Source organism: Aurantiacibacter odishensis, assembly GCF_003605195.1.
In the GTDB taxonomy this organism is placed as follows: Bacteria; Pseudomonadota; Alphaproteobacteria; order Sphingomonadales; family Sphingomonadaceae; genus Alteraurantiacibacter; species Alteraurantiacibacter odishensis.
This window is the reverse complement of sequence record NZ_QYOS01000025.1, coordinates 126,861-150,917: the sequence shown is the minus strand read 5'-3', so window position 1 is coordinate 150,917 and position 24,057 is coordinate 126,861. Positions and strand designations below refer to the sequence as shown.

General features: G+C 64.7%; 23 protein-coding genes. 8 read left to right on the top strand and 15 right to left on the bottom strand.

The genetic code is table 11. The features are described from left to right. Window positions 1–45 precede the first annotated feature (45 nt). Window positions 46–897 carry a CPBP family intramembrane glutamic endopeptidase gene (locus tag D4Q51_RS12595; RefSeq protein WP_205689495.1) on the top strand — a complete coding sequence of 284 codons (852 nt, stop codon included), beginning with the start codon at window positions 46–48 and terminating at the stop codon, window positions 895–897. Between the two features lie 50 nt (window positions 898–947). Here the strand turns inward: D4Q51_RS12595 and D4Q51_RS12590 are convergent, their stop codons facing one another. After that, window positions 948–1,739 carry a LysR family transcriptional regulator gene (locus D4Q51_RS12590; RefSeq protein ID WP_120078118.1) on the bottom strand — a complete coding sequence of 264 codons (792 nt, stop codon included), beginning with the start codon at window positions 1,737–1,739 and terminating at the stop codon, window positions 948–950. Between the two features lie 104 nt (window positions 1,740–1,843). Between D4Q51_RS12590 and D4Q51_RS12585 the strand changes: the two genes are divergently transcribed. Continuing rightward, entirely contained in the window at window positions 1,844–4,444 is a 2,601-nt protein-coding gene (locus D4Q51_RS12585; protein WP_120078741.1) for a M14 family metallopeptidase, read from the top strand. Between the two features lie 277 nt (window positions 4,445–4,721). Here the strand turns inward: D4Q51_RS12585 and apaG are convergent, their stop codons facing one another. After that, the gene (gene apaG / locus D4Q51_RS12580) at window positions 4,722–5,138 is read right to left on the bottom strand and encodes a Co2+/Mg2+ efflux protein ApaG (protein ID WP_120078117.1); all 417 of its coding nucleotides are present in this window, start codon (window positions 5,136–5,138) and stop codon (window positions 4,722–4,724) included. 63 nt (window positions 5,139–5,201) lie between these two features. Beyond that, window positions 5,202–6,422 (bottom strand): trans-sulfuration enzyme family protein, encoded by a 1,221-nt coding sequence (locus tag D4Q51_RS12575; RefSeq protein ID WP_120078116.1) that lies wholly within the window; start codon window positions 6,420–6,422, stop codon window positions 5,202–5,204. A 77-nt stretch (window positions 6,423–6,499) separates the two neighbouring features. Here D4Q51_RS12575 and D4Q51_RS12570 point away from each other — a divergent pair, with 77 nt between their 5' ends. Continuing rightward, window positions 6,500–7,786: a glycosyltransferase family 39 protein gene (locus tag D4Q51_RS12570; RefSeq protein ID WP_120078115.1), complete on the top strand. Its 1,287-nt coding sequence runs from the start codon at window positions 6,500–6,502 to the stop codon at window positions 7,784–7,786. Here D4Q51_RS12570 and D4Q51_RS12565 read toward each other — a convergent pair. The 8 genes from D4Q51_RS12565 to D4Q51_RS12530 form a co-directional block, all read right to left on the bottom strand. After that, window positions 7,783–8,070: a Cas5 family CRISPR-associated protein gene (locus D4Q51_RS12565; RefSeq protein ID WP_420807542.1), complete on the bottom strand. Its 288-nt coding sequence runs from the start codon at window positions 8,068–8,070 to the stop codon at window positions 7,783–7,785. The genes D4Q51_RS12570 and D4Q51_RS12565 overlap by 4 nt on opposite strands. A 187-nt stretch (window positions 8,071–8,257) precedes the next feature. Then, on the bottom strand, window positions 8,258–9,424 hold the full coding sequence (locus D4Q51_RS12560; RefSeq protein ID WP_240624718.1) for a glycosyltransferase: 1,167 nt from the start codon (window positions 9,422–9,424) through the stop codon (window positions 8,258–8,260). A 55-nt stretch (window positions 9,425–9,479) separates the two neighbouring features. Continuing rightward, window positions 9,480–10,538, bottom strand: a complete 1,059-nt coding sequence (gene leuB / locus D4Q51_RS12555) for a 3-isopropylmalate dehydrogenase (protein ID WP_120078114.1) — start codon at window positions 10,536–10,538, stop codon at window positions 9,480–9,482. Window position 10,539: 1 nt separating this feature from the next. Next, window positions 10,540–11,139: a DNA repair protein RecO gene (recO, locus tag D4Q51_RS12550; RefSeq protein ID WP_120078113.1), complete on the bottom strand. Its 600-nt coding sequence runs from the start codon at window positions 11,137–11,139 to the stop codon at window positions 10,540–10,542. A 9-nt stretch (window positions 11,140–11,148) separates the two neighbouring features. Beyond that, window positions 11,149–13,119, bottom strand: a complete 1,971-nt coding sequence (locus D4Q51_RS12545; protein WP_120078112.1) for a S9 family peptidase — start codon at window positions 13,117–13,119, stop codon at window positions 11,149–11,151. 75 nt (window positions 13,120–13,194) lie between these two features. Beyond that, complete coding sequence (locus D4Q51_RS12540; protein ID WP_120078111.1) at window positions 13,195–13,449, bottom strand: accessory factor UbiK family protein; 255 nt, start codon at window positions 13,447–13,449, stop codon at window positions 13,195–13,197. Window positions 13,450–13,485: 36 nt separating this feature from the next. Continuing rightward, window positions 13,486–14,040 carry a TspO/MBR family protein gene (locus D4Q51_RS12535; RefSeq protein WP_120078110.1) on the bottom strand — a complete coding sequence of 185 codons (555 nt, stop codon included), beginning with the start codon at window positions 14,038–14,040 and terminating at the stop codon, window positions 13,486–13,488. Between the two features lie 45 nt (window positions 14,041–14,085). Next, window positions 14,086–14,850, bottom strand: coding sequence for a TlyA family RNA methyltransferase (locus tag D4Q51_RS12530; RefSeq protein WP_120078739.1), 765 nt, complete (start codon window positions 14,848–14,850; stop codon window positions 14,086–14,088). 22 nt (window positions 14,851–14,872) lie between these two features. Here D4Q51_RS12530 and D4Q51_RS12525 point away from each other — a divergent pair, with 22 nt between their 5' ends. From D4Q51_RS12525 to D4Q51_RS12510, 4 genes are all read left to right on the top strand, one after another. Next, complete coding sequence (locus D4Q51_RS12525) at window positions 14,873–15,421, top strand: hypothetical protein (RefSeq protein ID WP_120078109.1); 549 nt, start codon at window positions 14,873–14,875, stop codon at window positions 15,419–15,421. Next, window positions 15,421–15,996, top strand: coding sequence for a hypothetical protein (locus D4Q51_RS12520; RefSeq protein WP_162925321.1), 576 nt, complete (start codon window positions 15,421–15,423; stop codon window positions 15,994–15,996). The genes D4Q51_RS12525 and D4Q51_RS12520 overlap by 1 nt, the downstream gene beginning before the upstream one ends. Window positions 15,997–16,439: 443 nt before the next feature. Beyond that, window positions 16,440–17,195: a hypothetical protein gene (locus tag D4Q51_RS12515; protein ID WP_120078107.1), complete on the top strand. Its 756-nt coding sequence runs from the start codon at window positions 16,440–16,442 to the stop codon at window positions 17,193–17,195. Window positions 17,196–17,261: 66 nt separating this feature from the next. After that, a complete protein-coding gene (locus D4Q51_RS12510; protein ID WP_120078106.1) occupies window positions 17,262–18,338 on the top strand; it encodes a branched-chain amino acid aminotransferase in 1,077 nt (358 codons plus the stop codon). On the opposite strand, the gene D4Q51_RS12505 is transcribed toward D4Q51_RS12510, so the two are convergent. Further along, window positions 18,335–18,985 carry a glutathione S-transferase gene (locus D4Q51_RS12505; RefSeq protein WP_120078105.1) on the bottom strand — a complete coding sequence of 217 codons (651 nt, stop codon included), beginning with the start codon at window positions 18,983–18,985 and terminating at the stop codon, window positions 18,335–18,337. The genes D4Q51_RS12510 and D4Q51_RS12505 overlap by 4 nt on opposite strands. After that, window positions 18,957–19,955, bottom strand: a complete 999-nt coding sequence (gene trhO, locus D4Q51_RS12500) for an oxygen-dependent tRNA uridine(34) hydroxylase TrhO (RefSeq protein WP_120078104.1) — start codon at window positions 19,953–19,955, stop codon at window positions 18,957–18,959. Before trhO ends, D4Q51_RS12505 begins: the two co-directional genes overlap by 29 nt. A gap of 802 nt (window positions 19,956–20,757) precedes the next feature. Here trhO and D4Q51_RS12495 point away from each other — a divergent pair. Next, the gene (locus D4Q51_RS12495; protein WP_120078103.1) at window positions 20,758–21,150 is read left to right on the top strand and encodes a hypothetical protein; all 393 of its coding nucleotides are present in this window, start codon (window positions 20,758–20,760) and stop codon (window positions 21,148–21,150) included. A gap of 72 nt (window positions 21,151–21,222) precedes the next feature. Here the strand turns inward: D4Q51_RS12495 and D4Q51_RS12490 are convergent, their stop codons facing one another. Together D4Q51_RS12490 and D4Q51_RS12485 are read right to left on the bottom strand one after the other, a co-directional pair. After that, a complete protein-coding gene (locus D4Q51_RS12490) occupies window positions 21,223–22,230 on the bottom strand; it encodes an NADP-dependent oxidoreductase (RefSeq protein ID WP_120078102.1) in 1,008 nt (335 codons plus the stop codon). An 85-nt stretch (window positions 22,231–22,315) separates the two neighbouring features. Further along, window positions 22,316–23,977, bottom strand: coding sequence for a dipeptidyl-peptidase 3 family protein (locus D4Q51_RS12485; RefSeq protein ID WP_120078101.1), 1,662 nt, complete (start codon window positions 23,975–23,977; stop codon window positions 22,316–22,318). Window positions 23,978–24,057 lie beyond the last annotated feature (80 nt).

The window sequence follows — 24,057 nt, the reverse complement described above, 5'->3', positions numbered from 1 at the left end:
GCCGGGGCCTGCTCCTTCGCCACCGCGCCCCCGCGACTTTCCAGAATGGAAAACTATCACTTGCCAGATTGGAAACTCGAGGATATCAACTTTCCATTTTGGAAAGTGGAGAGCCGCATGAACCATCCCGCAAGCCTTGTTCTGTTGGCCGCCCTTGCCGGTCTGACGTGGATGTCCTGGCGGGATTCGCACGACTACGCAGCTTTCAGGCAGCTGGACGACAGCGCCCATCGCATCCGCTTCTATCGCCAGTGGACGCTCGTGCCATTCGTGCTGTTCGGCATCGGCGGCGTGGCGATCTTGCTTGCCCTTGGAAAGCTCGATGCCCTGTGGATTCTGCCCGCCGAATTCGCAGGATCTATCGAACGCGTCTTGCCCGAACCATCATCGGAAAGCTCCAGCCTCGAAAAGTCCCTTGGCATGGCGGCTGGCATAGCCCTGGGCCTTACTATCTCGGCGATCGTCTGGCGGTACCGCTTGAAGAAAGCGAGCCAGCCTGTGACCGGAGACATAGAGGCCCTTCTGCCGCGCAACCGAAAGGAGCTGGCCTGGTGCATTCCGCTGGCGGTGAACGCCGGTATCAGCGAAGAAATTTTCTACCGCGCCGCGCTGCCCTTGCTGGCGCTGGAAGCGACCGGCAGCGTCTCCGCCTCTCTCGTTATTTCGACGGCCGCCTTCGGGATTGCGCACTGGTATCAGGGCTGGAAAGGCGTGCTGGCAACCACCGGAGTGGGCGCATTGATGGCATGGCTCTACCTGTCGAGCGGCTCCATTGTGAAACCGATGGCCGCGCACATACTGATCGACATCGTCGCGCTGGTGATCCGCCCTCTCATATCCCAATCGCTGTTAAACCGCGCGATCAGTCAATCCGCGAATGCACGGAAGGCGCAGTAGCAGCAAATTACGCTGGCGGCGGCGAATGACCCGCTTCCCAAGCGGCGCGCTCAGCCGCCCGTCAGAAACTCCACGAGCGCCTTAACTTTCTTCTGCCGCCACTGGGGACGCGGGGCGACCAGCCAGTAGGCGCGGCGGCAGTCTTCCTGTTCCTGCAAGGCTTCCAGCCTGCCGTCGGCCAGGGCTTCCTCCACCAGCGGCAGGGGCAACCAGGCGCGGCCGATCCCGGCGATGGCGGAGGACAAAACCTGTCCGGCATTGCCGACTTGCAGCGCGACCTCAGCGCCTTCGGGCGCTTCGTAGGTGGGCCAGCTGATCCACGCATCGGGCGCGCCCGGTGCTGCCACCATGACCTTGCAGCCGTTTACCAGTTGCGCGCCTTCGAGTTCGCCCGGCCCTTCCACCAGCCGGATGGCAAGGTCGAGATTGGCCTCGGTGAAGTCGGCGTTCTCATCTGCTGTCAGCTGCACGGTGATTTCCGGGTTGGCCTTGCGGAAAGCCGCCAGCCGCGGGGCGAGCCACTGGGCAAAGAATTCGCGCGGGCAGGCTATCGCGTAGTTGGAGGAGCTTTGCCCCGCCTGCATCGCCTGCACGCTTTCCTCGAACTTCAGGAATCCGTCACGCAGCGAATCGAGACCGGCCTCGGCCTCGTCCGTCAGTTCCAGCCCCTTCGACGTGCGGCGGAACAGGACCACCCCCAGCACATCTTCCAGCGCGCGGATCTGCTGGCCGACGGCCGCCGGCGTCACCGCAAGCTCGTCCGCCGCGCGGGTGAACGACAGGTGCCGGGCAGCGGCATCGAAAACGCGCAGGGCGTTCAGGGGCAGGTGTGTGCGTTTCATCGGTGAAGCTGCCTCTAAGCCATGGTGACAGTGCGCCGCAAGCGGCTTGACCGGGGACGTGCTTGGTCACAATGCTCCCGCATCAGGGATTTCCGGGAGTTATCATGATCCGCCACTTGCTCGGCCTCTTAGCCGCCGCACTGATGCCTGCCGCGCCTGCCTCTGCGCAGAGCTTCCTCGAAGGCACGTTCGATGCCGACATTCCCACGCTGGAACAGGTGGCGGGGCACCGTTCGGGAGAGCAGATCACCCGGCCCGACGTGGTGACAGGCTACATGGAAGAACTGGCCGAAGCCGCGCCCGACAGGATGCGGCTGGTGCAATATGCCACCAGCTGGGAAGGCCGCCCGCTCGTCTACGCGGTCATCTCCAGCCGGGAGAACATGGCGCGGATCGACGCGATCCAGGCCGACATGCAGCGTATTGCCAGTGGCGGCGCGCCGGGGCCGGACAGCGTTCCGGTGACGTGGCTCAGCTACGGCGTGCACGGCAACGAGATCAGCAGTTCGGATGCGGCGCTGGCGCTGGCCTATCACCTGCTGGCAGCACAGGGCGACGAACTGGTCGAGACGATCCTTTCCCAAACCGTCGTCATCATCGACCCGATGCAAAACCCGGACGGGCGTGCGCGTTTCACGAACAGCTATTACCAGCAGCTGGGCATCGCCCCCTCCCCCAACCGCGCAACGGCAGGCCATGACGAACCGTGGCCCGGCGGGCGGTTCAACCACTACCTGTTCGACCTCAACCGTGACTGGTTCGCGCTGACCCAGCCCGAAACGCAGGGCAAAATCGCCGCCGTGCGCGACTGGCAGCCCGTGGTGCTGGTTGACGCGCACGAGATGGGCGGCGACGAGACCTACTTCTTCCCGCCCAGCGCCGATCCCTTCAACCCCTACATCACCGCCGACCAGCGGCAGAAGCAGGTGGTTCTGGGCCGCAATATCGCAAGCTGGCTGGACCGGCTGGGCGTGCCCTATTTTACCCGCGAGGTGTTCGACGCGTTCTACCCCGGCTACGGCGACACCTGGCCGACGCTGAACGGCTCCATCGCCATGACGTTCGAGCAGGCGAGCTCGCGCGGCCTCGTATGGGAACGCCGCAACGGCGAATTGCTGACCTACGCGGAAGGCGTGCGCAACCACTTCGTCACCACGCTGGCAACGGCGGAAACCGTGGCCCGCAACCCGTCGATGTTCCTTGCCGACTATGCCAGCTACCGCCGCAGCGCGGCTGATGGGGCGGCAGGAAGCGGCTGGTTCGTGATCGACCTGGCGGATCGCCGCTGGAACGCCGAGGCGCTGGCCCGCAGGCTGGCGCACCAGGGCATTGCCGTGGGCCGCGTGAACGGCCCCGCAAGCGCCTGCGGCCGCTCCTACCCGCAAGGCTACCTCTCTGTATCGATGCGCCAGCCCACCGCGCGGCTGATCCGCAGCCTGCTGGACGAGGATATCGCCCTGCCCGCCGACTTCATCGAGGGGCAGGAGGACCGCCGCGCCATCGATCTGCCGCACGAAATCTACGACACGACCGCATGGTCCGTCGGGCAGATGAGCGGACTGGACGTGGCGCAGTGTTCCAGCGCGTCTGCCGGAACTGCGGTGGTGGCGGACAGCCCCATCCCCGCCCTCGCCAGCGCGCCGGGTGCCTTCGGCGTCGCCGTGCCGTGGACCGACAGCGGCCAGGTGCGGCTGGTGGGCGAAGCGATGAAGGCAGGCATCGTGGGCCGGTCAACCGACACCGCCTTTGCCGTCGGCGGGCGGGATTTTCCGCGCGGCACCGTGGTCTTCACGCTGGCCGACAATGATGGCTCTCTGGACGGCCTCCTGACGCTGGCGAACGCAATCGGGGCCGAGACCGTGGCGCTTGAATCGGGCTGGGTGGACACCGGTCCGAACCTTGGCAGCGACAGCTTCGTGCGCCTTTCCGCGCCCACCATCGCGATGGTGTGGGACGACGGCGTCTCGCCGCTTTCCACAGGCTCGGCCCGCTACGTGATAGAGCAGCGCTTCGGCCTGCCGGTCGCGCCCATCCGCAGCGGCTCCATCGCCCGCGCCGACCTTTCCGACTGGGACGTGATCGTGGTGGCGGACAGCTATGACCTGCCTTCCGCCGCCCGCTCGGCCCTTGCCGACTATGTCAGCGACGGCGGCGTGCTGGTGGCTTTCGGCGGCGCGCTTGGCAGTTTTGCCGGCGGCGACGACGCCCTGTTCTCCACCCGCGCGGAAACCGTGCTGGGCGGCGACCCGGAAGAGGAGGAGGCCGAGGGCGAAACCGCTCCCGGCACCGCGATCGAGAGCGTGGACGACTACCGCAACGCCATCGCCGACCCAACGCGCCGCCCGGACACGCTGCCGGGCGCGCTGCTCAACACCGAAGTGGACCCGGAGAACTTCCTCGCCGCAGGGTATGACGGCAGCGCCCCCACGGTGTTCGCCGACGGCTCGCTGATCCTTACCCCGCTCAGCCTGACGGACGGGGTGAACGTGGTCCGCTATGCCGCGGCCGACGAACTCGTCGCGTCGGGCTACGTGTGGGACGAGAACCGCCGCCAGATGGCGTTCAAGCCCTACATGCTCGCCCAGCCCAGCGGCCGCGGCCTAGCCATCGGCTTCGCCCACGATCCGACCGTGCGCGGCTACATGGACGGGCTGGACATGCTGCTGGCCAACGCGGTGATCGTGGCGCCGAGCAGGGTGAGGTAAGGAGTTCGCGGGATTGTTTGTTTTTCGATCCGGCCTCCGCCGGATCGTCCTCGGTGCTATTCGCTCCGTCCTACGGACTGCGCGGCACCTGCGGGCGCCCGTTCGGGCTTGCGGTCTGCTAGTCGCAGACCGAGCCAGCTCCAGCGGTCAGAGGTTTTTCGAGGTACGGCGCGCGACTAGCGCGTCGCAAGGGCGAACGCCCGCCCGCAGCGGGCGCGCAGCGTAGCGGAGCGCGTCTAGCGAGGACGATTGCGCGGAGGCGCAATCGAAAAACAAGCTACACACTGCTATCCGCAGGCGCAGCGAGCGGGAAGTACGGGATCGCGACTTCGAACTGCGAACCGTCTGTGTGGATGAAGGTGTAATGTCCTTCCATCGCGCCCATGTTGGTCGCCAGTTCGCAGCCGGACACGTAATCGTGCGTTTCGCCGGGGGCCAGCACCGGGGTTTCCCCCACCACGCCCTCGCCGTCGACGATGTTCACCATGCCGTTCGAGTCGGTAATGCGCCAGTGGCGGCTCTTGAGCTGCACGGTCTCGTCCCTGCCGTTCTCGATGCGGATGTGATAGACCCAGAACCAGCGGCCCGCGCCCACGCGCGACTGCTCCGGCATGAAGCTGACGGCGACGCGAACGGTAATGCCCGCCGTGATGGCCGTGTGCTGGAAAAGCGAGGAGAGGGCGGAGTCAGTCATTACGCCCACAAGGTAGCGCCTTTGCAGGTCGCTACAAGGGGACTTTCGTCCTAAACCCCCGAACTAAACCCCAGCCTTGTCGAGCGCCTGACCGATATCCTCGATCAGGTCCAGCGGATCTTCCAGTCCCACGTTGATCCGCAGCATCCCGTCCTCGATACCTGCGGCTGCGCGCCCTTCTGCGCCCATGTTGTGATGCGTGGTGGTGGCCGGGTGGCACATCAGGCTTTTCGCATCGCCGATGTTGTTGGAGATATCGACCAGCTCCAGCGCGTTGCAGATGGCCATGGCCTTTTCCTTCGCCTGATCTCCCGAACCGGGCGCGAAGAAAGCGAAGATCGGACCTGCCGCCACCATCTGGCGCCTGGCCAGTTCGTGCTGCGGGTGGCTGGGGAGCCACGGATGCAGCACGCGCAGGCCGCGATCTTCAATGAATTGTGCCACCTGCAGCGCATTGGCGCTTTGTGCAGGCGCGCGCAGCGGCAGGGTTTCCAGCCCCTTCATCACCACCCAGGCGTTGAACGGCGCGCAGATTGGCCCGGTGTTGCGCTGGAACGGGGAGAGCTTCTCCTCGATCCATTCCCGGCTTGCGCACACCGCGCCCGCCATAACGCGGCCCTGCCCGTCCATCAGCTTGGTTGCCGAATAGGCCACCACGTCCGCGCCGAAATCCATCGGGCGCTGGAGGATGGGCGTGGCAAAGGCATTGTCGACGATGGTGGTGATACCCTTCGACTTCGCGAGGCCGCAGACGAATTCCAGATCCACCAGGTCCATCGTCGGATTGGCCGGCGTTTCGAAGAAGAACGCCTTGGTGTTGGGCTGCACGGCGGCTTCCCAGGCGGCGTTGTCCGTCCCGTCGATCGCAGTGTGGGTGATGCCGAAACGGTTCAGCACGTTGTCGAGGATCCACCGACACGAACCGAAGGCCGCGCGGCCCGCCACCACGTGATCGCCCGCGGAAAGCATGCACAGGAGCGAACTCGTCATCGCGGCCATGCCGCTTGCCTGCACCAGGCACGCCTCCGCCCCCTCCATCGCGGCGATGCGGCTTTGCAGCATCTCCACCGTGGGGTTCTTGAAGCGCGAGTACTGCATCCCCTGCGCCTCGCCCGCGAAACGCGCGGCCACTTCCTGCGCGCTGTCGAAGGTGAAGCCGCTGGTGAGGTAGAGCGCCTCGCTCGTCTCGCCATGCTCGCTGCGGTGCGTGCCGGCGCGCACGGCCTGCGTCGCGGGACGCCACTTGGCGGTGATGGCGGGGTCTGTTCCGGTCGTCTTTTTCATTGCGGCTGTGCGTTTAGGGGGACAGCAGCCATTTGCCAATTGCTCTTGGCGGAATGGGTCATTAACCCTCCGAAGCAATGAGCGCCGTGCCCAGCCATCCCCGAGATCCGATCTTCTGGAACGGCGCGATAGCGCTGGCCTTCCTGCTCGCCTGCCTCGTGCGGCTCGGCATTCCGACCACGCCCTATTTCGACGAGGTGCACTACCTGCCCGCCGCCCGCGCCGTACTGGAACTGGCGCAGGCCACCAATGTCGAGCATCCGCCGCTGGCGAAGCAGATCATCGCCGCCGGCATCGCCCTGTTCGGGGACGAGCCTTTCGGCTGGCGCATCTTCAGCGTGGTGGCGGGCACACTGGCGCTGTTCGCATCGATGCGCGCGATGTGGTTTGCCGGTTGTTCGCGAGCGGCCAGCGTGCTGACCGGGCTGTTCGTCGCCACCAACTTCGTCCTCTTCATCCATGCGCGCATCGCCATGCTGGACGTGTTCATGGTCGCCTTCCTGATGCTGGCGGCGTGGATGTTTGCAGGGGCCTTGCGAGAGAACGAGACCGCCCGCTGGCGCCTCGCGATCGCCGGGGTGGCGCTGGGCTGCGCTATGGCATCCAAATGGAACGCCATCCCGCTCGCAGTGCTGCCCGGCCTCGCCTTCCTCGCCGCGCGCTGGACAGCGGGGCGGCGACGGCTGGTGATGTCGGCACGCGGCGCGCCCGTCCGGGGGATGACGCTGTGGGAAGCGGGCGTGTGGCTCGGCCTCGTGCCGCTGCTGGTCTATGCCGCGTCGTTCTGGCCGTTCCTCTACTGGAGCACGCCGGGCGGCGATCCCTCCGGCCTGGTCGAACTGCACCGACACATGCTGGCCCTGCAAACGCAGGTGCCAGAGGCCCACCCCTACCAGAGCCAGTGGTGGGACTGGGTGATAAACCGCCGGGCGATCTGGTATCTCTACGAACCGGTGGACGGCGCGATGCGCGGCGTCATGCTGATCGGCAACCCGGTGACGATGTGGTTCGGCCTGATCGCGATGGCGTGGTGCGCGTGGACCGCCTGGGTCAGCCGCGCCGAAGCTTCGCGATGGGACTGCATTGCGCTGGTGGTGGTTTACGTGGCGAGCCTCGGCCTGTGGATCGTCGCACCCAAGGCGGTGCAGTTCTATTTCCACTATTTCCTCGCCGGAATGGCGGTCAGCGCAGCGCTGGCGCTGGGCGTGGAACGCCTTTGGCAGCGTGGCGAGCGGCTCGTCCCGGCGGTGCTGACGCTGGGCGCGCTGGGGTTCTTCCTCTACTGGTTCCCAATCCTGACAGCGGCCCCGCTGGAAGACCCGCAGGACTTCCTGAAATGGGCTTGGACCGAAGGCTGGCGCTAGCCCTTCTTGCGGCGGTCTTCGAGGTCGAACACTTCGACGGTGCCGGCCTCGCTCTGGTCAATACGCACAGGCTCGCGTTCGTCCATCGTGTCGAGATCGGCAAAGGCCTGCTCGATCTCCGCGCGCTTTTCCAGGATCAGCCGGGCAACGCCCTCGGTCAGGCCACCTTCGTCACCCACGCGGCCGAGCGCGGCGGCAATATCGCCGATCACCGCGCTCTTCGGCGTCATGTGCAGATGACCCCGATTGTCGACGTAGGCTTCGATAGACTTGGCCAAGGCCACTGATTCCCTCTTGTTGCACTGCAAAAGATACAGTGAAACCCGGTGTTAAGCAAGGAATGGCCAAGTATATGGTTAAACCTGCTCCGGCCTTTTCTTCACGCAACAAAGTGTTCACATTTATTGCTTGGGACTAAGCTTTCTCGCATACGTTCTGGCAACAAAATGACTTGATGCGCGCGGGCCAATCCTAGCGGAAACGGCCCCAGACGAACTTGCTCGATAGCGCATAGTTCCAGACCGATGCGATCGCCACGCCGACAAGCGCGGCGGCCCACCAGACCAGCCCCTCGTCGTTCAGCACGGTGGCGACGGCCACGTTGGCAAAGGCGCCTACCGCGCAGGCCCCGCAGAACTTCACCCAACCCCAGAACATATCGCTCGGCCCGCCAAGCTTCTTGTCGCGGTAGGTGAGCTGGTTGTTGAGCCAGAAGTTGAACGTCATCGCCACCATCGTGGCAATCGCCTGCGCCCAGCCGAAGCCGATCTCGTCCGGCCAGTAGAGCACCGCGAGGACGGCCATGTGCACGAATACGCCCAGCCCGCCGACCATGCCGAACAGGGCGAAGCGGACGGGGATCCAGCGACCGAGGTAGCGATCGAGCAGTCCGGCGACGAAATCCACGACCACGCCGTTGTCCAGCTTGCTCTCTCCACTCAGGCGTTCGGCGAATTTCAACGGGAATTCCTTTACTTTCAGCCGTGGCTGGGCGGTCGCGAGGATATCCAGCATGATCTTGAAACCGATGCCCGAAAGGCCCGCTGCCTGCTTGCGCAACTGCTCGGTGCGCAGGAGGAAAAAGCCGCTCATCGCGTCGGTCAGTTCGGTGCCGGTCAGCTTGCGAGCGAGCGCGTTGGCGAGGCGGCTGCCCGTCTCCCGGCCCTTGCTCGACAGGCCGTCGGCATTGCCGCCAACGGCGAAGCGGCTGGCATAGGCGAGATCGTATTCCCCCGACTTCACCGCTTCCAGCATTTCGTTCAGCAGAGCAGGGTCGTGCTGGTGATCGGCGTCCATTACGGCGACGAAAGGCGCGGCGGTTGCGCACATGCCCTCGATCGCGGCGCTGGCGAGGCCGCGCCTGCCGATGCGCTGGATAACGCGGATGCGCGGATCGGTCTGGCCGATGCGGCGCGCTTCCTCCGCTGTGCCGTCGTGCGAATTGTCATCGACGAAAACCGCTTCCCAGCCAGACGGGCCAAGGGCCTTTTCCAGCCGCTCCACCATCGGGGCGATATTGCCCCGCTCGTTCAGCGTCGGCAGCACGACCGCAAGTTCAAGCGGGCGCGAGGTACTGGCCTTCGCCAGCCGGGCGGCGGTCTCGATCTGCTGCTGGAATTGCTCGGTCACCATCTTCATGTGCCCGCGTTACGGCAAATTGTTAACCATAAGGTTACTGCGGGACCGATTTGGCTCAGAGGCGTGCGAGCACCGCATCGCCGATCTCGGAAGTTCCCGCCGTGCCGCCAAGGTCGCCGCCCAGCACGCCGTCGTCCAGCGCCTTGGCCACTGCCGCCTCCACCTGCGCAGCCTTGTTGTCCAGTCCCAAAGAATGGCGCAGCAGCATGGCGAGGCTGAGGATCATGGCCATCGGGTTGGCCTTGCCCTGCCCGGCAATATCGGGCGCGGAACCGTGGATCGGTTCGTACATGCCGAAGGTGCCATATTGGGTCTGCCTCTCGCCCAGCGATGCGCTGGCAAGCAGGCCGATGGAGCCGACGCACATGCTCGCCTGGTCGGACAGGATATCGCCGAACAGGTTGCCGGTCACGATCACGTCAAACTGGCCGGGGTTGCGCACCATCTGCATGGCGGCGTTGTCGACATACATGTGGGTCAGCTCGACATCGGGATAGTCCGCATGCGTCTCGATCACCACGTCGCGCCAGAGCTGGCTGGTTTCCAGCACGTTGGCCTTGTCCACGCTGCACAGCTTGCCGCCCCTTCCCTGCGCCGCGCGGAAAGCGACGTGGGCAATGCGGCGCACCTCGTCCTCGGCGTAGGACATGAAATCGTAGCCCTGCCGCCTGCCGTCATCCAGCACGCGCATGGCTTTCTCGCCGAAATACACATCGCCGTTCAGCTCGCGCACGATCAGCACGTCGATCTCGCGGGCGATTTCGGGTTTCAGGCCGGACATGTCCTCCAGCCCCGGAAACATCGTGGCGGGGCGCAGGTTGGCGAACAGGCCGAGGTTGGAGCGCAGGCCGAGGATCGCCTGTTCCGGGCGCAGGTGTCGCTCCAGGTTGTCGCACTCGGGATCGCCGACCGCGCCGAACAGCACGGCATCGGCATCGCGGGCAATGGCCAGCGTCTCGTCGGGGAGCGGGTGGCCGTGCTTGCGATAGGCCGCGCCGCCAACGTCGGCTTCGGCAAGGTCGAGACCCGGCAGGTCCAGCGCATCAAGCACGCGGCGCGCCTGCGCCATGATTTCAGGGCCGATACCGTCACCGGCAAGAAGGGCAATTTTCATGTCAGGCAATCCGTCCCAGCAATTCTCTCAAGCGATTTCGCGCCGCCATAACGTCTGCACGCCTGTCGGCAAGCAGGTAGTGATCGAGCGCGGGGCCGAGCGCGTCCATAGCCTCCAGCACCTGTGCCATGTCGCCCTGCGGCCGCTCCCCCGCGCCGCCATAGCCCAGTTCGCGCAACAACAGCACTTCGTAGCCCACCAGCGCGCTCGCCCAGCCGCGCGCGCTGGGCGCGTGACAGATGGCGGAAAGCGTGCCTTCCAGGGCGCTGAAAAGCGGGGGATATGGCTCCCGCTCCGGCAGGGCGGAGGCGGTGAGCGCGGTGATCCAGCCGATGGCCGCGGCAGGCAGCGGCTCGGCCAGCCACGGCCCGCGGCTCTCGGTCAGTTCCACCTTGGCAAACGGCAGCTGGCTGGCCGAGCGGGCGCTGAGTTGCAGGTCCACCAGATTGCCGGGGATCATCACGGGCCGCAGCGTCCGCCCGCGCCCGCCCGCGACGTAGCCAGCGACAATGCCAAATTCCTCTGTAAAGAACCGCGCCACGACGGCCGTCTCGCCGTGCTGGCGGGCGGCAACGAGGATGGCGGGCGCGCGGAGGTGCATCCGCTGCCCCTAGTCGCCCGCGCCGTCCTCCCCAAGAACATCCTCGAGGAATTCGGCCTGCTTGCGGAAATAGTAGAGCCGGTTCGACAACTTGCGCCAGCCGTGTCCCTCGTCGGGGATGCGCACGAAATCGGCGCGAACGCCGTTCTCGCGCAGGGCCTTCACCATGATCTCGGTTTCGGAAATGTCGATGCGCGGGTCCATCGCGCCATGCGAGTAGAGCACCGGCACGCGGATCTGGTCGGCGCGGAAGACGGGGCTGATCTCGCCGTAGAATTCGCGCCAGCGGTCTTCGGTAATGTCTCCGTATTCGATCCGGTCGCTAGCCTTGAGGCCGGGAGAGGCGACTTCCAGCGCGGTGATCCAGTTGCCAACGCCGAACAGCGAGACACCGGCGGCAAAGGCATCGGGATAGTCGGCCAGCACGGCGTTGACCATATACCCGCCGTAGGAACCGCCCATCACCGCCGCGCGCTCTCCGTCGACAAGGCCGTCATTATCGAGCGCCGCCAGCAGGTCCACGAGGTCGCGGACCGAATCGAGGCGCGCCTCGCGGTCGTCGAGCGTGGAGTAGGTGCGTCCAAGGCCGGTGGATCCGCGCACGTTCGGCTCGAACACGGCGACACCGCGCGCCACGTGATACTGCGTGACAGGGTCCCACGTCGGGCCGGACTGGCCGCTGGGGCCACCGTGAACGCTGAAGACGACGGGCGGCGCGTCCTCGCCCGTGCCAGCCCCCTCGGGCAGGTAAAGCATCCCTTGCAGTTCCAACCTGTCGCGCGCCTGGTAGCGAACCACCTGCGGGCGCACGAGGCTTTCGGGATCGAGGCCTGCCATGGTCGACGAATAGACCTGTCGTGCCGCTCCGGTGGCGGGATCGACCGTGTAGATATCGCCCGGCGTGTTCCACCCGCTGACGCCCACCATGAGGGTGCCGCCCGCGCAATCGAGCGAAAAGTTGCCTTCCGGCAGCTGGCCAGTCAGCGGCGCTCCGCTGTCGCCATCGGCGAACATCAGCGTTTCGAATCCGTCGCGGCTTACCGTGTAGGCCAAGCCGGGGCGCGATCCTTCGCACAAGGCGACATCGCCGATATCCCCTTCAAAAGCCTCCATCGGGGCAAGCCTGCTTTCATTGACGAAATAGGTCTGGCTAGCCCCGTATTCGCGGCCTGCATTGCTGGAGAAGATGAAAGCAGAGGAATCGTCCAGCCATTCAAACCCGTCCAGCGAATGGCTGGCCCGGTCCTCCAGCGGCGGGGCGCTGATCGTGGTGAGCTCGCGGCTTTCGAGATCGAGCAGGTAGAGGTTGTCGGCATCCTCGCCCACGCCTTCGGTCACCACGGCATAACGGCCATCGGGCGAGAGGCTCTGCGCGTAGTAGCCGAAGGTGCCCTCGTAAATCAGTTCGGCATTGCCGTTAAGATCGGCGCGCCAGATATCGAAGTCGCGACCGTTGCGGACGGTGGAGGAAAAGACGAAGCTGCCATCGTCGGCGAACCCGCCGAAGCGGCGGAAATCGCCCTCCGCCGCAGGCAGGATTTCGCGTTCCTGCGTCCCGTCGCGGCTGATCCAGAAATAGCCGGGCTGTTCGTTGCCGTTGCGGTCCGCCGAATAGAGCAGGCCGCTGCCGTCCGGAGTCCAGTGAAACTCGCTGGGGTTGGTGCGGAACGTCAGCTGGCGAGGCTGGCCGCCGGTGACAGGCACGATCCACACCTCTGGCTGACCGGTGACGCTGGAGGAAAAAGCCACCAGCTCGCCATCGGGAGAGAGCCTTGCCCCGCCCGCGCCGCTCGCCAGCAGGTAGCGGGCAATGTCGACCGGCTGTTCACCGGCAAGGCCGATGTTGACGGCGGTATCGTCAGGCTCCATCGCCTCGATGCTCATGTCCGGGCCGGACTGGCCGCCGACCGCGGTGTCCTGCGCGGTGGCGGGCGTGGCTATGGCGGTGGTGGCGAGTAGCAGGTTGGCGACAAAACGCATGAATTCGGACCCTTCTCTCCAGAAAGGCCGAAAACAGCACAAATCCTTGTAAAGGAAAAGCGTCCGATCGGGCGATCAGCCCTTATCGGCCAGCTTCGCTTCGAGTGCGGCGATCTTGGCTTCGAGTACGTCAACCCTTTCGCGGGCCATGGCCGCCATGTCCTTCACCGCGTCGAATTCCTCGCGGCTGACGAGATCGAGGCCGCCCATCGCTTCCTTCAGCTTCTCGCGCCCGGCATCGCGGGCTTCCCTGCTCATGCCGGCAAAGGTGCCAGCCGCACTGTTGGCGAGTTTGACGAAGTCGGCGATCAGGGGGTTCTGGCTCTGCATGACGTATATTTGGGACCAGCCGCGCGCGATGGCAACCTACAATTCCATCCTCTGGACTGCGCCTGATCCCTCCTCCTGCCCCGCCTCGGGATTGGCTTCGAGGAACTGCCAGTTCAGCACCGTCGCGAACAGCGCCCATGCGAGGTAGGGCAGCAGCAGCACGCCTGCCCACTTGCGCACCTTGAAAAACAGCACGACGGTGCCGATCAGCGCCACGTCGAGCGCCACGATCACCCACAGTGCTTGCTCTATCTGGCGGGCCGCGAAGAACGTCGGCGACCACGCAAGGTTGATGGCAAGCTGCACGATGAAGGCAATGATCGCCCATCTCCGCAGGCGCGAACCCCAGGCTGCGCAGACCATCGCGAAGGCGAGGCCCATCATGATGTAGAGCACGGTCCATACGATGCCGAAAGTGGCGGGCGGCGGAAAAAGCGCGGGCTTTTCCAGCGACTGGAACCACGGGCTGTCGGCACTGCTGCCGCTAACCTGGCCGGAGAGGAAGCCCAGCAGCATCACCGTGGGCACGATGAACAGGGCCCAGCGGATCAGGCTGGCGCGCAATTGCGACGGGGACGCAAGACGGTTCATCGTTATCGGTCTCTCCCTGATTCGTTGCGTCAATCTGACGGGCGGTCAGCTATCACGCAAGGCGGAGACGAGGTACTCCACGTTACCCTCCGTTCCCGTTATGGGACTCTCGATAATTCCCTGTATGCGCCAGCCGCCGCTTTCCAGCCATGCGCGCACCTCGTCGCACACGCGTTGGTGCAGCGCCGGGTCGCGCACGATGCCACCCTTGCCCACCTCGCCCTTGGCGACTTCGAACTGCGGCTTGATGAGAGCGACAAGCTGGCATCGCGGCGCGGCCAGCGCCAGCGGTACTTCCAGCACCTTGGCAAGGCCGATGAAGCTGGCGTCGCAGACAACCCAGTTGCAGGGCCGGTCGATGATTTCCGGCGTCAGGGCGCGGGCGTTGGTCTGTTCCAGCACGGTGATGCGCTCGTCCTGCCGCAGCTTCCAGGCGAGTTGGTTAGTGCCCACGTCCACCGCGAAGACGTGGGCGGCGCCGTGGTGCAGCAGCACTTCGGTAAAGCCGCCGGTGGAGCTGCCGATATCCATCGCCACCGCGCCCGTGGGATCGAGGCCGAAGTGCTTGATCGCATGATCCAGCTTCATCCCGCCGCGCCCGACCCAGGGATGGTCGCGCCCGCGCACTTCGACTGCCCAGCTATCAGGCACTTGTTGCCCGGACTTGTCGATCCGGCTGAGCTTGCCCGGCGGCCCTGCGAACACCAGCCCCGCCATGATCAGCGCCTGCGCGCGGGTACGGCTCTCGGCCTCACCGCGCTCCACCAGCAATGTGTCAATTCGGTTACGGGACGGCTTGCGCTCACTCATGGGGAAGTCGATAGAGCCGACCATGGCCAACCGTCCAGAAGGAACCGCCGCGATGAAGTTTGCCCATGTTCTCACCCTGCCCCTCGCCACCCTCGCACTGGCTGCCTGCAACAACAGCGACGATGCCGCTCCCGCAGAGGAAGCGGCCGTGCCCGAGCCGGTGCTGACGCCCGCCCCCGTGGCCACCGCCGCTGAAGACGGCACAGCGCTGGTGGTGGGCACCTGGAACGTGCGCGAAACGCCCGAAGGCGGCAGCGCCGTGTTCGGAGAGGAAGGCGCGGCGCCCGCACTCTCGTTCAACTGCGACGCGATGAGCGGCACGGTGACGCTGGACGTCGCCAGCAGTTCGCAAACGCCGGAAGCATGGCGCGTGGACGCTGGCGGCGAAGCCGCGCGGCTCGATATGGCACCGGTCGAAGGCGGACTTTCCGCCGAGATCGAGCCGGGCCTCGCGATTTTCCATGCCTTCTCCACCACCGGGCAGGTCGTCTCGCTGACCAATGCCACCGGAGAAAAGATGCAGTTCCCGACACATCCGGGGATTTCGCGCGTATTGGATGCATGCAGCTGATGAACAAACGACTCCTCGCCGCCACCTCCGCCATTCTCGGCGTGGTGGCACTTTCGGCCTGCGTGCCGCCCTCGCCCGAACCGACGCCAGTGCCCTCGCCTTCGCCGACGCCTACGCCGACTCAGGCCCAGCCCGAAGCAGCCCCGCCGCAGGTGGTTACGCCCAGCTTCGACAACTGGATGGACGCGCCGCAGACGCCGGGAGACTGGCGTTATGTCGCAGAAGGCGGGGACACGCTGGCCGTGTTCGGCACCGGGCGCACGCCCGATACCGTGCAGCTTATCGTCCGCTGCGAGCGCGCTTCGCGCCGCGTCAGCATCGCCCGCGCTGGCACTGCCAGCGGCCAGGTGGAAATGCTGGTGCGCACCGAGACACAGGACCGGCGACTCACCGCCAGCCCGATGCAGAGCGGCGGCACCGGGCTGATCGTGGCGCAGCTTGCCGCCAGCGATCCGCTGCTCGACGCGGTGGCTTTCTCGAAAGGTCGCTTCGCCGTGGACGTGGCGGACACCAGCCCCGTCTACGCGCCAGCATGGCCGGAGATCACGCGGGTGATCGAGGATTGCAGGGGTTAGGAAATCGGGGGCGCCAGGGCCTCCTCGAACAGGCGCTCTATTCTGACTGTGAAAAAGAAAAATACAAGCCTTGCGTTCGCCGACTCAGTGATTCACAACTGCACTCAAGACCTGCGAAACCACGCGGTCTTGGCCCCCGGTGATACGGCAGGGTTCTGGCTCAAAAGCGCGAAAGGAGGTGATCCGATGTCTCATGGTTCAGCAGGGAGGTCGGTGATGACCCATGCGGAGCATATTCGGTAATTTCCTACTCGCCGAGTAAGGTTTCGTGGGCGGTCTAACTGACCGCTGACCATGCGAAGGCCAGTTACGCATCGAGCGTAGCTGGCCTTCTCATTTTGGGGCCTAGAACACGCGGCACAGGGCGCGCCAGGCAATTATGTCTAGTCAGTCTTGCGCTGGTGTTCCCTAGATCGGGCATGACCGGGGGGAAGCAAAACAGGATGCTACTGCGCCGACTTGGCAACAGTCTGCGCCGTCAGGACTGGTTTGCAGCGGCAACGGAACTTGTCGTGGTTGTGGTCGGCGTGTTTCTCGCGTTGCAGGCGTCCAACTGGAACGAGGCGCGACGGGAGCGGCTGGACGAACAGGCAATCATCGAGCGCCTGCACGACGAAACCGGCGATCTTCTCGAGGCCGTGCGCGCCGAACGCGCCCTAGTGCAAACCAGGGTTGACGCGCTGCATAGCGCGCAACCGGTTATCTTCTCGATGGAGCCGGGCCGTCCGCTCACAGGCATGGAATGCGAAGCGGTCGCCTACTCGCACGTCTACCGCAAACCCTCAGACGAACTGCCGGTCATGGACGAACTGATAGGTACCGGACGCTTCGATCGCCTGCGGAACGACGAGATCAGGCGCATGCTGCGATCCTACATCCTGTTCCGCGATCGCCAGCGCGCCAACCATGAAGAGCGAGTAAACGAGCTGTTCCGTCTCTACAGCCGTCATTCCGATGTGATTACCCTTCGACTGGTGCCCGCCGAAAGCGACTACTCACCCTTCTTCACGGTCATGAGCAACGATGCATACAAGTGGCAACCCGATTGCGATGTCGCGCGCATGCGCACAGACCAGCAGTTCCTCAACGAGACCTTCGACAACATGGGGCGTAACAGCTACCTCCTCCAGGCCTATGCCGAGCGTGAGGAGATTCTGGTTTCGTTGCGCGAACAGCTTGGCGCAGCGATTGCGCCCTGAGAGCGAAGGTACTGCGGGCCACGTCCCACTTGCCTCTCCCCGCGCCGCCCACTAATCGCCGGTGCCATGAAGTTCGAGCATATCCAGCATCCCGCTCCCGTCCCCGGTGCCACCCGCGCGCAGGCCATTGCCGATCCCGGTTTCGGCAAGGTCTTCACCGATCACATGGTGATGATAGACTACGATGAAGGTGAAGGCTGGCACAACGCCACCCTTGGCCCTTGCGAACCGATCCCGCTGCACCCGGCATCAAGCGTGCTGCACTACGCGCAGGAAATCTTCGAGGGGCTGAAGGCCTACAGGCAAGCCGACGGCACGATGGCGCTGTTCAGGCCGGAGGCGAATGCAAAGCGGTTCAACGAGAGCGCCAAGCGCCTCGCCATGCCCGAATTGCCCGAGGACGTGTTCATCGAGTCGGTGAAGCAGGTGGTGAAGAAGGACGCCGACTGGTTTCCAGGCGTCGAAGGCGGCTCGCTCTATATCCGTCCCTTCATGTTCGCCAACGAGCATTTCCTGGGCGTGCGTCCGGCGACGAAGTACAAGTTCATCGTGATCCTCTCGCCCGCCGGCAACTACTTCAAGTCCGGCGCGCCGGCCGTGTCGGTGTGGATCAGCGAATACACCCGCGCCGCACCCGGCGGCACCGGCGCTGCCAAGTGCGGCGGCAACTACGCGGCCAGCCTCGTCCCGACGGGAGAGGCATTTGCGAAGGGGCACGACCAGACGGTGTTCCTTGACGCGGCAGAGCACAAGTGGGTGGAGGAACTGGGCGGCATGAACCTGTTCTTCGTGTTCGACGACGGGCGCGTGATTACCCCGCCGCTCGGCGGCACGATCCTGCCCGGCATAACCCGCGATTCGATCATCACGCTGGCGCGCGAGCAAGGTCTCGACGTTGCCGAGGAGATGTATTCCATCGACCAGTGGCGCGAGGATGCGCAGAGCGGCAAGCTGGTGGAAACCTTCGCCTGCGGCACGGCTGCGGTCGTCACCGCGGTGGGCAAGGTTGCCGGGCGCGATGGCGAATTCACCATCGGCAGCGGCGGACCGGGACAGCTGACCACCACCATTCGCGAGAAGCTTGTCGGTATCCAGCGCGGCACCGTGGAAGACACCCACGGCTGGGTGATGAAGCTGGACTAGAGCGCCAGCGCCACCGGCTCCTGTCCGGGCTTCCACGGTTTCTCGCGCTGCATCACCGTCTTGAACAGCGGCGATTGCAGATGCCCTTCCAGCCAGGGATGGACATGCGGCAGGTCTGCCGCATCGAACCACTCGCGGTCGTGGTTGGCGAACTGTCGGACGAAGGGGAACACTGCCGCGTCAGAGATGCCGCGCTTGCTGCCGCATAGCTGCCCGCCTTCGGCCAGCCGCGCATCCAGCTTTTCGAAAAACTCTAAGCCCCGCGCGCGGTGGGGGAGCGGGTCGCAATCGTCGTAGCGGTTGGGGTATTTATAGCGGTCGAGCGCGTGTTTGAAGGGGCCATCGCATTCGGCGATCAGGTCCGGATCGTCGCGCTCCAGCCAGCCTTCGGGATCGCAGCGGGCAAGCGCCCAGCGCATCACCTCGATGCTTTCCTCGATCACCGTTCCATCGGGCAGCACCAGCACCGGCACCGTGCCCTTTGGCGAGGCTTCAAGCATGGCATCGGGCTTGTCCGACAGCTTAACCTCGCGCAGTTCGCAGGCCGTGCCGCTCACCACCAGCGCGAGGCGCGCGCGCATGGCGTACGGGCAACGGCGGAAGCTGTAGAGGATGCGGTTAGGAATGGTTTTCTGGCTCCGGTTCATCGTCCTTCACGAGCTGGCTCGGCAGCACTGCTCCGACGTGGGCACGCCCCTCTGCCATCGCAAGCTCTTCCTGCCGCTGCCGTTCGCGGTAGGCCGCGCGCTGTTCGTCGGTGCGTTCGTCCCAGCAGGCGGGGCAACTTACGCCTTCCTCGTAGTGTTCCGATTGCATGTCCTGCGCGCTCACCGGGCGGCGGCAGGCGAAGCACAGGCCATAGCTGCCCAGCGCAAGGCCGTGCCCAACGGTCACGCGCTGGTCGAACACGAAGCACTCGCCGCGCCACATGCTGAGTTCCTCCGGCACCGTTTCGAGGTATTTCAGGATGCCGCCGTTGAGATGATAGACTTCCTCCACCCCCTCGGCCTTCAGGAAGGCGGTGGACTTCTCGCAGCGGATGCCGCCGGTGCAGTACATTGCGACCTTGGGCTGCTTCCCCTCCCCCAGCAGCCGCTCGCGCTCAGCCCGGAACCATTCGGGAAAGTCGCGGAAGCTGGGCGTTTTCGGATCGATCGCACCTTCGAACTTGCCCACGGCCACTTCGTAGTCGTTGCGCGTGTCGATCACGATGGTGTCCGGGTCGGCGATCAGCGCGTTCCAGTCCGCGGGATCGACATAGACGCCGGCATTGGTGGCCGGGTCCAGATCGCCCTGCCCCATGGTGACGATCTCCTGCTTCAGCCGCACCTTCATCCGGTGGAAGGGCATGGTGACGGCGCCCGAGAACTTCACCTCGATATCGGCGCAGACGGGCAGCGAGCGGACGTGATCCAGCACCGCGTCGATGGCTGCGGGAGCGCCCGCGATGGTGCCGTTGATCCCCTCCTTCGCCAGCAGCAGCGTGCCGCGCACGCCGCCCTCCCGGCAAGCCGCCAGCAAGGGTTCGCGCAACACAGCGGGATCGTCGAACGTGGCGAAGCGATAGAGCGCGGCGACGCGGATGGGCGCATTGTCGATGGGAAGCGGGCTGGCCATGCGCCGCCCCTTAGCCGCCCGGTGGCAGCGAGGCCAGAGCCGCGAGCGGGCGAACCTGGAACACATGGAACACTGTCCAAGGGCAAAAACCGCCCGGAGTGTCACTCTGGGTGCCCGATGCGTAACCTTGCCGCGCAAGGTGTGCCCCTGAGCCATGCAGGTGTCACCCTGGGCACGGCGAAGTGTCACTTTCGGCGCGGTATGGTTGGCAGGTGTCGAGAGGTTGTCGTTACACATGATGAAACCACCGGACCACGCACACCCGGCAGTAGGAAAGTTATGCCCGTTGGTTCTGCCGGTCGGGTTGGCGTCAGCTATTGTCCAGTTCCGCGAACAGTGTGAACGACCGAAACTGGGTGGAAAGCGGACGTCAACGCTTGGAATCGAAGTGCGCCCTACCGCATTTCGGACACGGATCGATTACCCATGGAAAAAAGAAAATGCCCGATTGGCAAACGAGCCCGTGGCCGCACTTTCTCAAGCGAAATACGAGACTGTAGCAATACAGGGCCGAAGCAATCGCAATCGCTAGCCAGACAAACTCTGCGATGTGCTCTGGAGGAACAGCCCAGACACCTGTGATAGCGAGCAGACCCGAGGCCATCATTCGCCTTGAATTAGCTTGCCGGTTTGTAGGCCAGAAAAAGGCAGTGTGTTTTGAAGACATTCGCAGAGATTAGGCTTCTTTCCCACAACCACAATCGGGTCGCTAGCGGCTGGTCCGTTCTTGGCGCATCGCTAGCTCGCCAAATCAGTCACGGAGTGGGTGGAAAGCTGACTTAGACCGTGGCATTCTAATGCGATGGTCGACGCCCATTCAGTCATCTCTGACATTCAGCGCCGGTATGCCCTCGATTGGGAGAGCCAAGCCCCAACCCAAGAAGATATTATTGCGTGGTCAGGACGGACAGGCGAAAAGCAGTCTGCGCTCTACGACCTCATTGGTGCACATTTGGCGCTTGGCTATCATGAAGGCCGCTTCTCGTTCGCATTCTGCGACGAAGTAGTGAATGTATTATACGGGGTAATGATCGCTCAACAGACGCAGAAATCACCGCCCCCGTGGCCCCAGCTGTTTTTTCGGGTCTATGAAGCGTTTGACGCTGGGGAGTATGCTAACCCTTCTTCGCCACCTCATGACCCGGTGAAAACTCACACTGACCCTGAGATCGCAGAAATCGTGCACGAGTTGTGATGTCCGCTATCGGGTCGTTAGCAGAATGTCCGCTCGCGCCTACGATCCCCCTGAAGCGGACCAAGCCCCGCCTCACCCGTCCCTTGTCACCACGATCTTGCCCTTGGCGTGGCCTTCTTCCAGTTCGGCCATCGCCTCGTCGATCCTGTCGAACGGGTAGGTGCTGTCGATCACCGGCGTCAGCAGGCCGCGGTGCGCCATTTCGGCGAGGTAGGCGAGTTCGCTGCCGCTGGGGTGCATGAACAGATAGCGGTAGTCGACGCCCGCTTTCGCCGCCTGGGCGCGGAATTTCAAGCTGGCGAACCAGAACATCGCGGCAAGGCCGTAGCGTCCGTCCAAGTCCTTCGTGGCGGTGCGCGGTTCGGGCATTCCGGCGATGGAGACGACGCGGCCGCCCTTCTTCACTACGCCGAAAGTGCGCGACAGGGTGTCGCCGCCGATCAGGTCGAACGCGCCGTCGACGGGGTCGATCACGTCCTCGAACTTCTCGTGCTCGTAATCGATCACCACGTCCGCGCCCATGTCCTTCACCAGGTCGCGCCCGCGCTGGGATGCGGTGGTGACGACTTCAGCGCCCAAGTGCTTGGCGATCTGGATAGCGAAGGTGCCCACCCCGCCCGCGCCGCCGGTGATGAGAACGCGGAAACCGCTCTTCACCTGCAATTCGTCGCGCAGCGCCTGGAGAGCGGTGAGGCCCGCCAGCGGGATGGCGGCGGCGGTCTTGAAATCGAGGCTTTCGGGAATGGCGGTGAGGAATTCCTCGCGCACCACGGCATATTCGGCAAACGCGCCCAGCCGTTCCTTGCCCACGCGCGCCATCACGCGGGTGCCGGGCAGGAAGCGGCGCGCGCCCTTGCCGTTCGCTTCCACGATCCCGGCCAGTTCGTTGCCCAGCGTGGTGGGCAGGTCGAGCCGCAGGATGGGCTTCAGCATGCCGTCGCGGATCTTGTAGTCGACCGGGTTGAGGCCCGCCGCACGCACCCGCACCAGCACTTCGCCGGGACCGGGTACCGGGCGTTCGACCTCGCGCATCTGCGCTTTGCTTGCGTCACCATATGCGGTGAGGGTGTAGGCTTTCATGGGATCGCTCCGAGGGTCTGGTGGTGAGTGCGACTTGCGCTCTTTCTCCACCAACACCCCCGGAAACGGCAATGTTCCCTGTTCGTCAAACGCTGTCGGGATAGATCGGGCGGATATCGACCGGGATGTCGCCCATTCCGGCAATCGCGGCCTCGGCGTGTTCGTCGAGCCGCGCATACTGCTCGAAGAAAGCCTTGGTGCCTTCATAGTCGCCGGTGGCCTGCAGCATCAGTTCGGTGCGCAGCAGCTCGGTAATGCCTTCGACAAGCTTGGCCTCGTCGATGACGTAGTGGCCGTTTTCCTCGTCGAAGCGGTAGGCGCCGTAGTCCAGCAGGTAGCCGTACTGCGCGGCTGCACCCTTGCCGTGGGCTTCCTCGATGCCGAAGCGCATGGAGCGGAACAGGCCCGCGACGTAGGTCGCGAGCAGTTCGCTGCGCTCTGCGGCAGGCAGTTCGCCGCGCTCCATCATGTAGAGCAGGTTGTAGATGCCCATGACATCGGCCTTGCTCTCCTCCAGCGCGGAATACTGCTCGCGCAGCTGCTCGTTCACGGTGGTCTGCTGCCCGTCGACCGTGATCGTGCCCGGCCCCAGCGAGTGGCTGAGTTCGTGGAACAGGGTGAACAGCTGCATGTAGCGGCGGCTGACCAGCGCGGCCTGTTCCTGCGCCAACACAACGTCGGCGATGGGATCGAGGATGCGATCGAATTTCGCGCCCAGCACGTTGGAGAGGATCACCTTCTTCGCGCCCTTGGCCTCGCGCACGCGCTCGTCATTGGGCAGGTTGAAGGCGATGGTCTGCACGCCCGGCACGTTGTCGCCGCCGCCGTGGACCTGGTCGGCCACCGCGATGGGGCTTTCGAAGCCGCGGGCGAAATTGTGATACTGCGGATCGATGGGCAGGTTGCCCTCCATGTCGCGCAGATAGCCCACGTAGCGATCCAGCGCGGCGCTCTCGTCCGGGTTCTTCAGCGTCACGAAGCTCTCGAACGCGGTCTTGGTGCCGTAGAGGCGGTCGGTATAGACCTCGTAGGGGCCGATCGCGACTTCGATGGGCGTATCGGTCAGGTCCATCCATGCCATTTCGCTTTCGAAATAGTCGTCGGACAGGAAGCTGTCGGCGCGCAGGTTCAGGAAGCGCTTGAGGCTTTCGTTGGTGGTGATGCTCGCCGCTTCGCGCAGCAGTTCGGCGGCAGGCTGGAGGAATTCGGCGTATTCCTCGCTGTACGGCACGGCAACGAAGCCGCCTTCGCCATCCCGCTTCACCACGGTGTAGGGGCTCATCAGGTCTTCGCGCTGGTCCGGGTTGGCCTCCAAGTATGCGTCGAATTCCTCGCGCGTCAGGTCTGCCGGGTAGAAGCCCGCGCCCTCGGGCCAGTCGTTCTCGCCGTAGAAGGGCTGGTTGTCGGCCACGGTGTCCCACGGGCCGTAGTGCAGATCGAACATTTCCAGCATGGCCGCATCGCCGCTGGCCTCGATCTCCTCGCGCAGGGCCGGCAGGTCGCCGCCGCGCTGGCGCAGGTAGATCTCGTCCATGTAACCACTGGCCTCGATCAGCAGGTTCACCACCTGCCGCTCCTCGTCGGTGAGGTAGCTGGTGTCGGGCGCCATCTCCACGTCGGCGATGCTCGCGCGGCTCGCGGCCATGTCATAGCCGCCGATCTCGGCCTGCTCGGCGGTGGGGGAGCATGCCGCCAGCAAGGCAACGGGCGCGGTGGCGAGTGATAGGGCGATGAGAGCGCGGCGCATTCGGGGAATCCTCCAACTGGTAACAGGCGCAAGCATCTAGCCGAGCGCCATCGCGGAGTCACGCGCTTGCCTTGTGGATG

Coding starts and splice junctions, on each gene's coding strand:
- D4Q51_RS12540 (WP_120078111.1), bottom strand. CDS start 13,449: ATGCAGAGCCAGAACCCCCTGATCGCCGACTTCGTCAAACTCGCCAAC.
- D4Q51_RS12485 (WP_120078101.1), bottom strand. CDS start 23,977: ATGCGCCGCGCTCTCATCGCCCTATCACTCGCCACCGCGCCCGTTGCC.
- trhO (WP_120078104.1), bottom strand. CDS start 19,955: ATGGCCAGCCCGCTTCCCATCGACAATGCGCCCATCCGCGTCGCCGCG.
- D4Q51_RS12575 (WP_120078116.1), bottom strand. CDS start 6,422: ATGAAAAAGACGACCGGAACAGACCCCGCCATCACCGCCAAGTGGCGT.
- D4Q51_RS12545 (WP_120078112.1), bottom strand. CDS start 13,119: ATGCGTTTTGTCGCCAACCTGCTACTCGCCACCACCGCCATAGCCACG.
- recO (WP_120078113.1), bottom strand. CDS start 11,139: ATGCACCTCCGCGCGCCCGCCATCCTCGTTGCCGCCCGCCAGCACGGC.
- D4Q51_RS12585 (WP_120078741.1), top strand. CDS start 1,844: ATGATCCGCCACTTGCTCGGCCTCTTAGCCGCCGCACTGATGCCTGCC.
- D4Q51_RS12590 (WP_120078118.1), bottom strand. CDS start 1,739: ATGAAACGCACACACCTGCCCCTGAACGCCCTGCGCGTTTTCGATGCC.
- D4Q51_RS12535 (WP_120078110.1), bottom strand. CDS start 14,040: ATGAACCGTCTTGCGTCCCCGTCGCAATTGCGCGCCAGCCTGATCCGC.
- leuB (WP_120078114.1), bottom strand. CDS start 10,538: ATGAAAATTGCCCTTCTTGCCGGTGACGGTATCGGCCCTGAAATCATG.
- D4Q51_RS12510 (WP_120078106.1), top strand. CDS start 17,262: ATGAAGTTCGAGCATATCCAGCATCCCGCTCCCGTCCCCGGTGCCACC.
- D4Q51_RS12490 (WP_120078102.1), bottom strand. CDS start 22,230: ATGAAAGCCTACACCCTCACCGCATATGGTGACGCAAGCAAAGCGCAG.
- D4Q51_RS12520 (WP_162925321.1), top strand. CDS start 15,421: ATGAACAAACGACTCCTCGCCGCCACCTCCGCCATTCTCGGCGTGGTG.
- D4Q51_RS12560 (WP_240624718.1), bottom strand. CDS start 9,424: ATGAAGATGGTGACCGAGCAATTCCAGCAGCAGATCGAGACCGCCGCC.
- D4Q51_RS12525 (WP_120078109.1), top strand. CDS start 14,873: ATGGCCAACCGTCCAGAAGGAACCGCCGCGATGAAGTTTGCCCATGTT.
- apaG (WP_120078117.1), bottom strand. CDS start 5,138: ATGACTGACTCCGCCCTCTCCTCGCTTTTCCAGCACACGGCCATCACG.
- D4Q51_RS12570 (WP_120078115.1), top strand. CDS start 6,500: ATGAGCGCCGTGCCCAGCCATCCCCGAGATCCGATCTTCTGGAACGGC.
- D4Q51_RS12495 (WP_120078103.1), top strand. CDS start 20,758: ATGGTCGACGCCCATTCAGTCATCTCTGACATTCAGCGCCGGTATGCC.
- D4Q51_RS12505 (WP_120078105.1), bottom strand. CDS start 18,985: ATGAACCGGAGCCAGAAAACCATTCCTAACCGCATCCTCTACAGCTTC.
- D4Q51_RS12530 (WP_120078739.1), bottom strand. CDS start 14,850: ATGAGTGAGCGCAAGCCGTCCCGTAACCGAATTGACACATTGCTGGTG.
- D4Q51_RS12595 (WP_205689495.1), top strand. CDS start 46: ATGGAAAACTATCACTTGCCAGATTGGAAACTCGAGGATATCAACTTT.
- D4Q51_RS12515 (WP_120078107.1), top strand. CDS start 16,440: ATGCTACTGCGCCGACTTGGCAACAGTCTGCGCCGTCAGGACTGGTTT.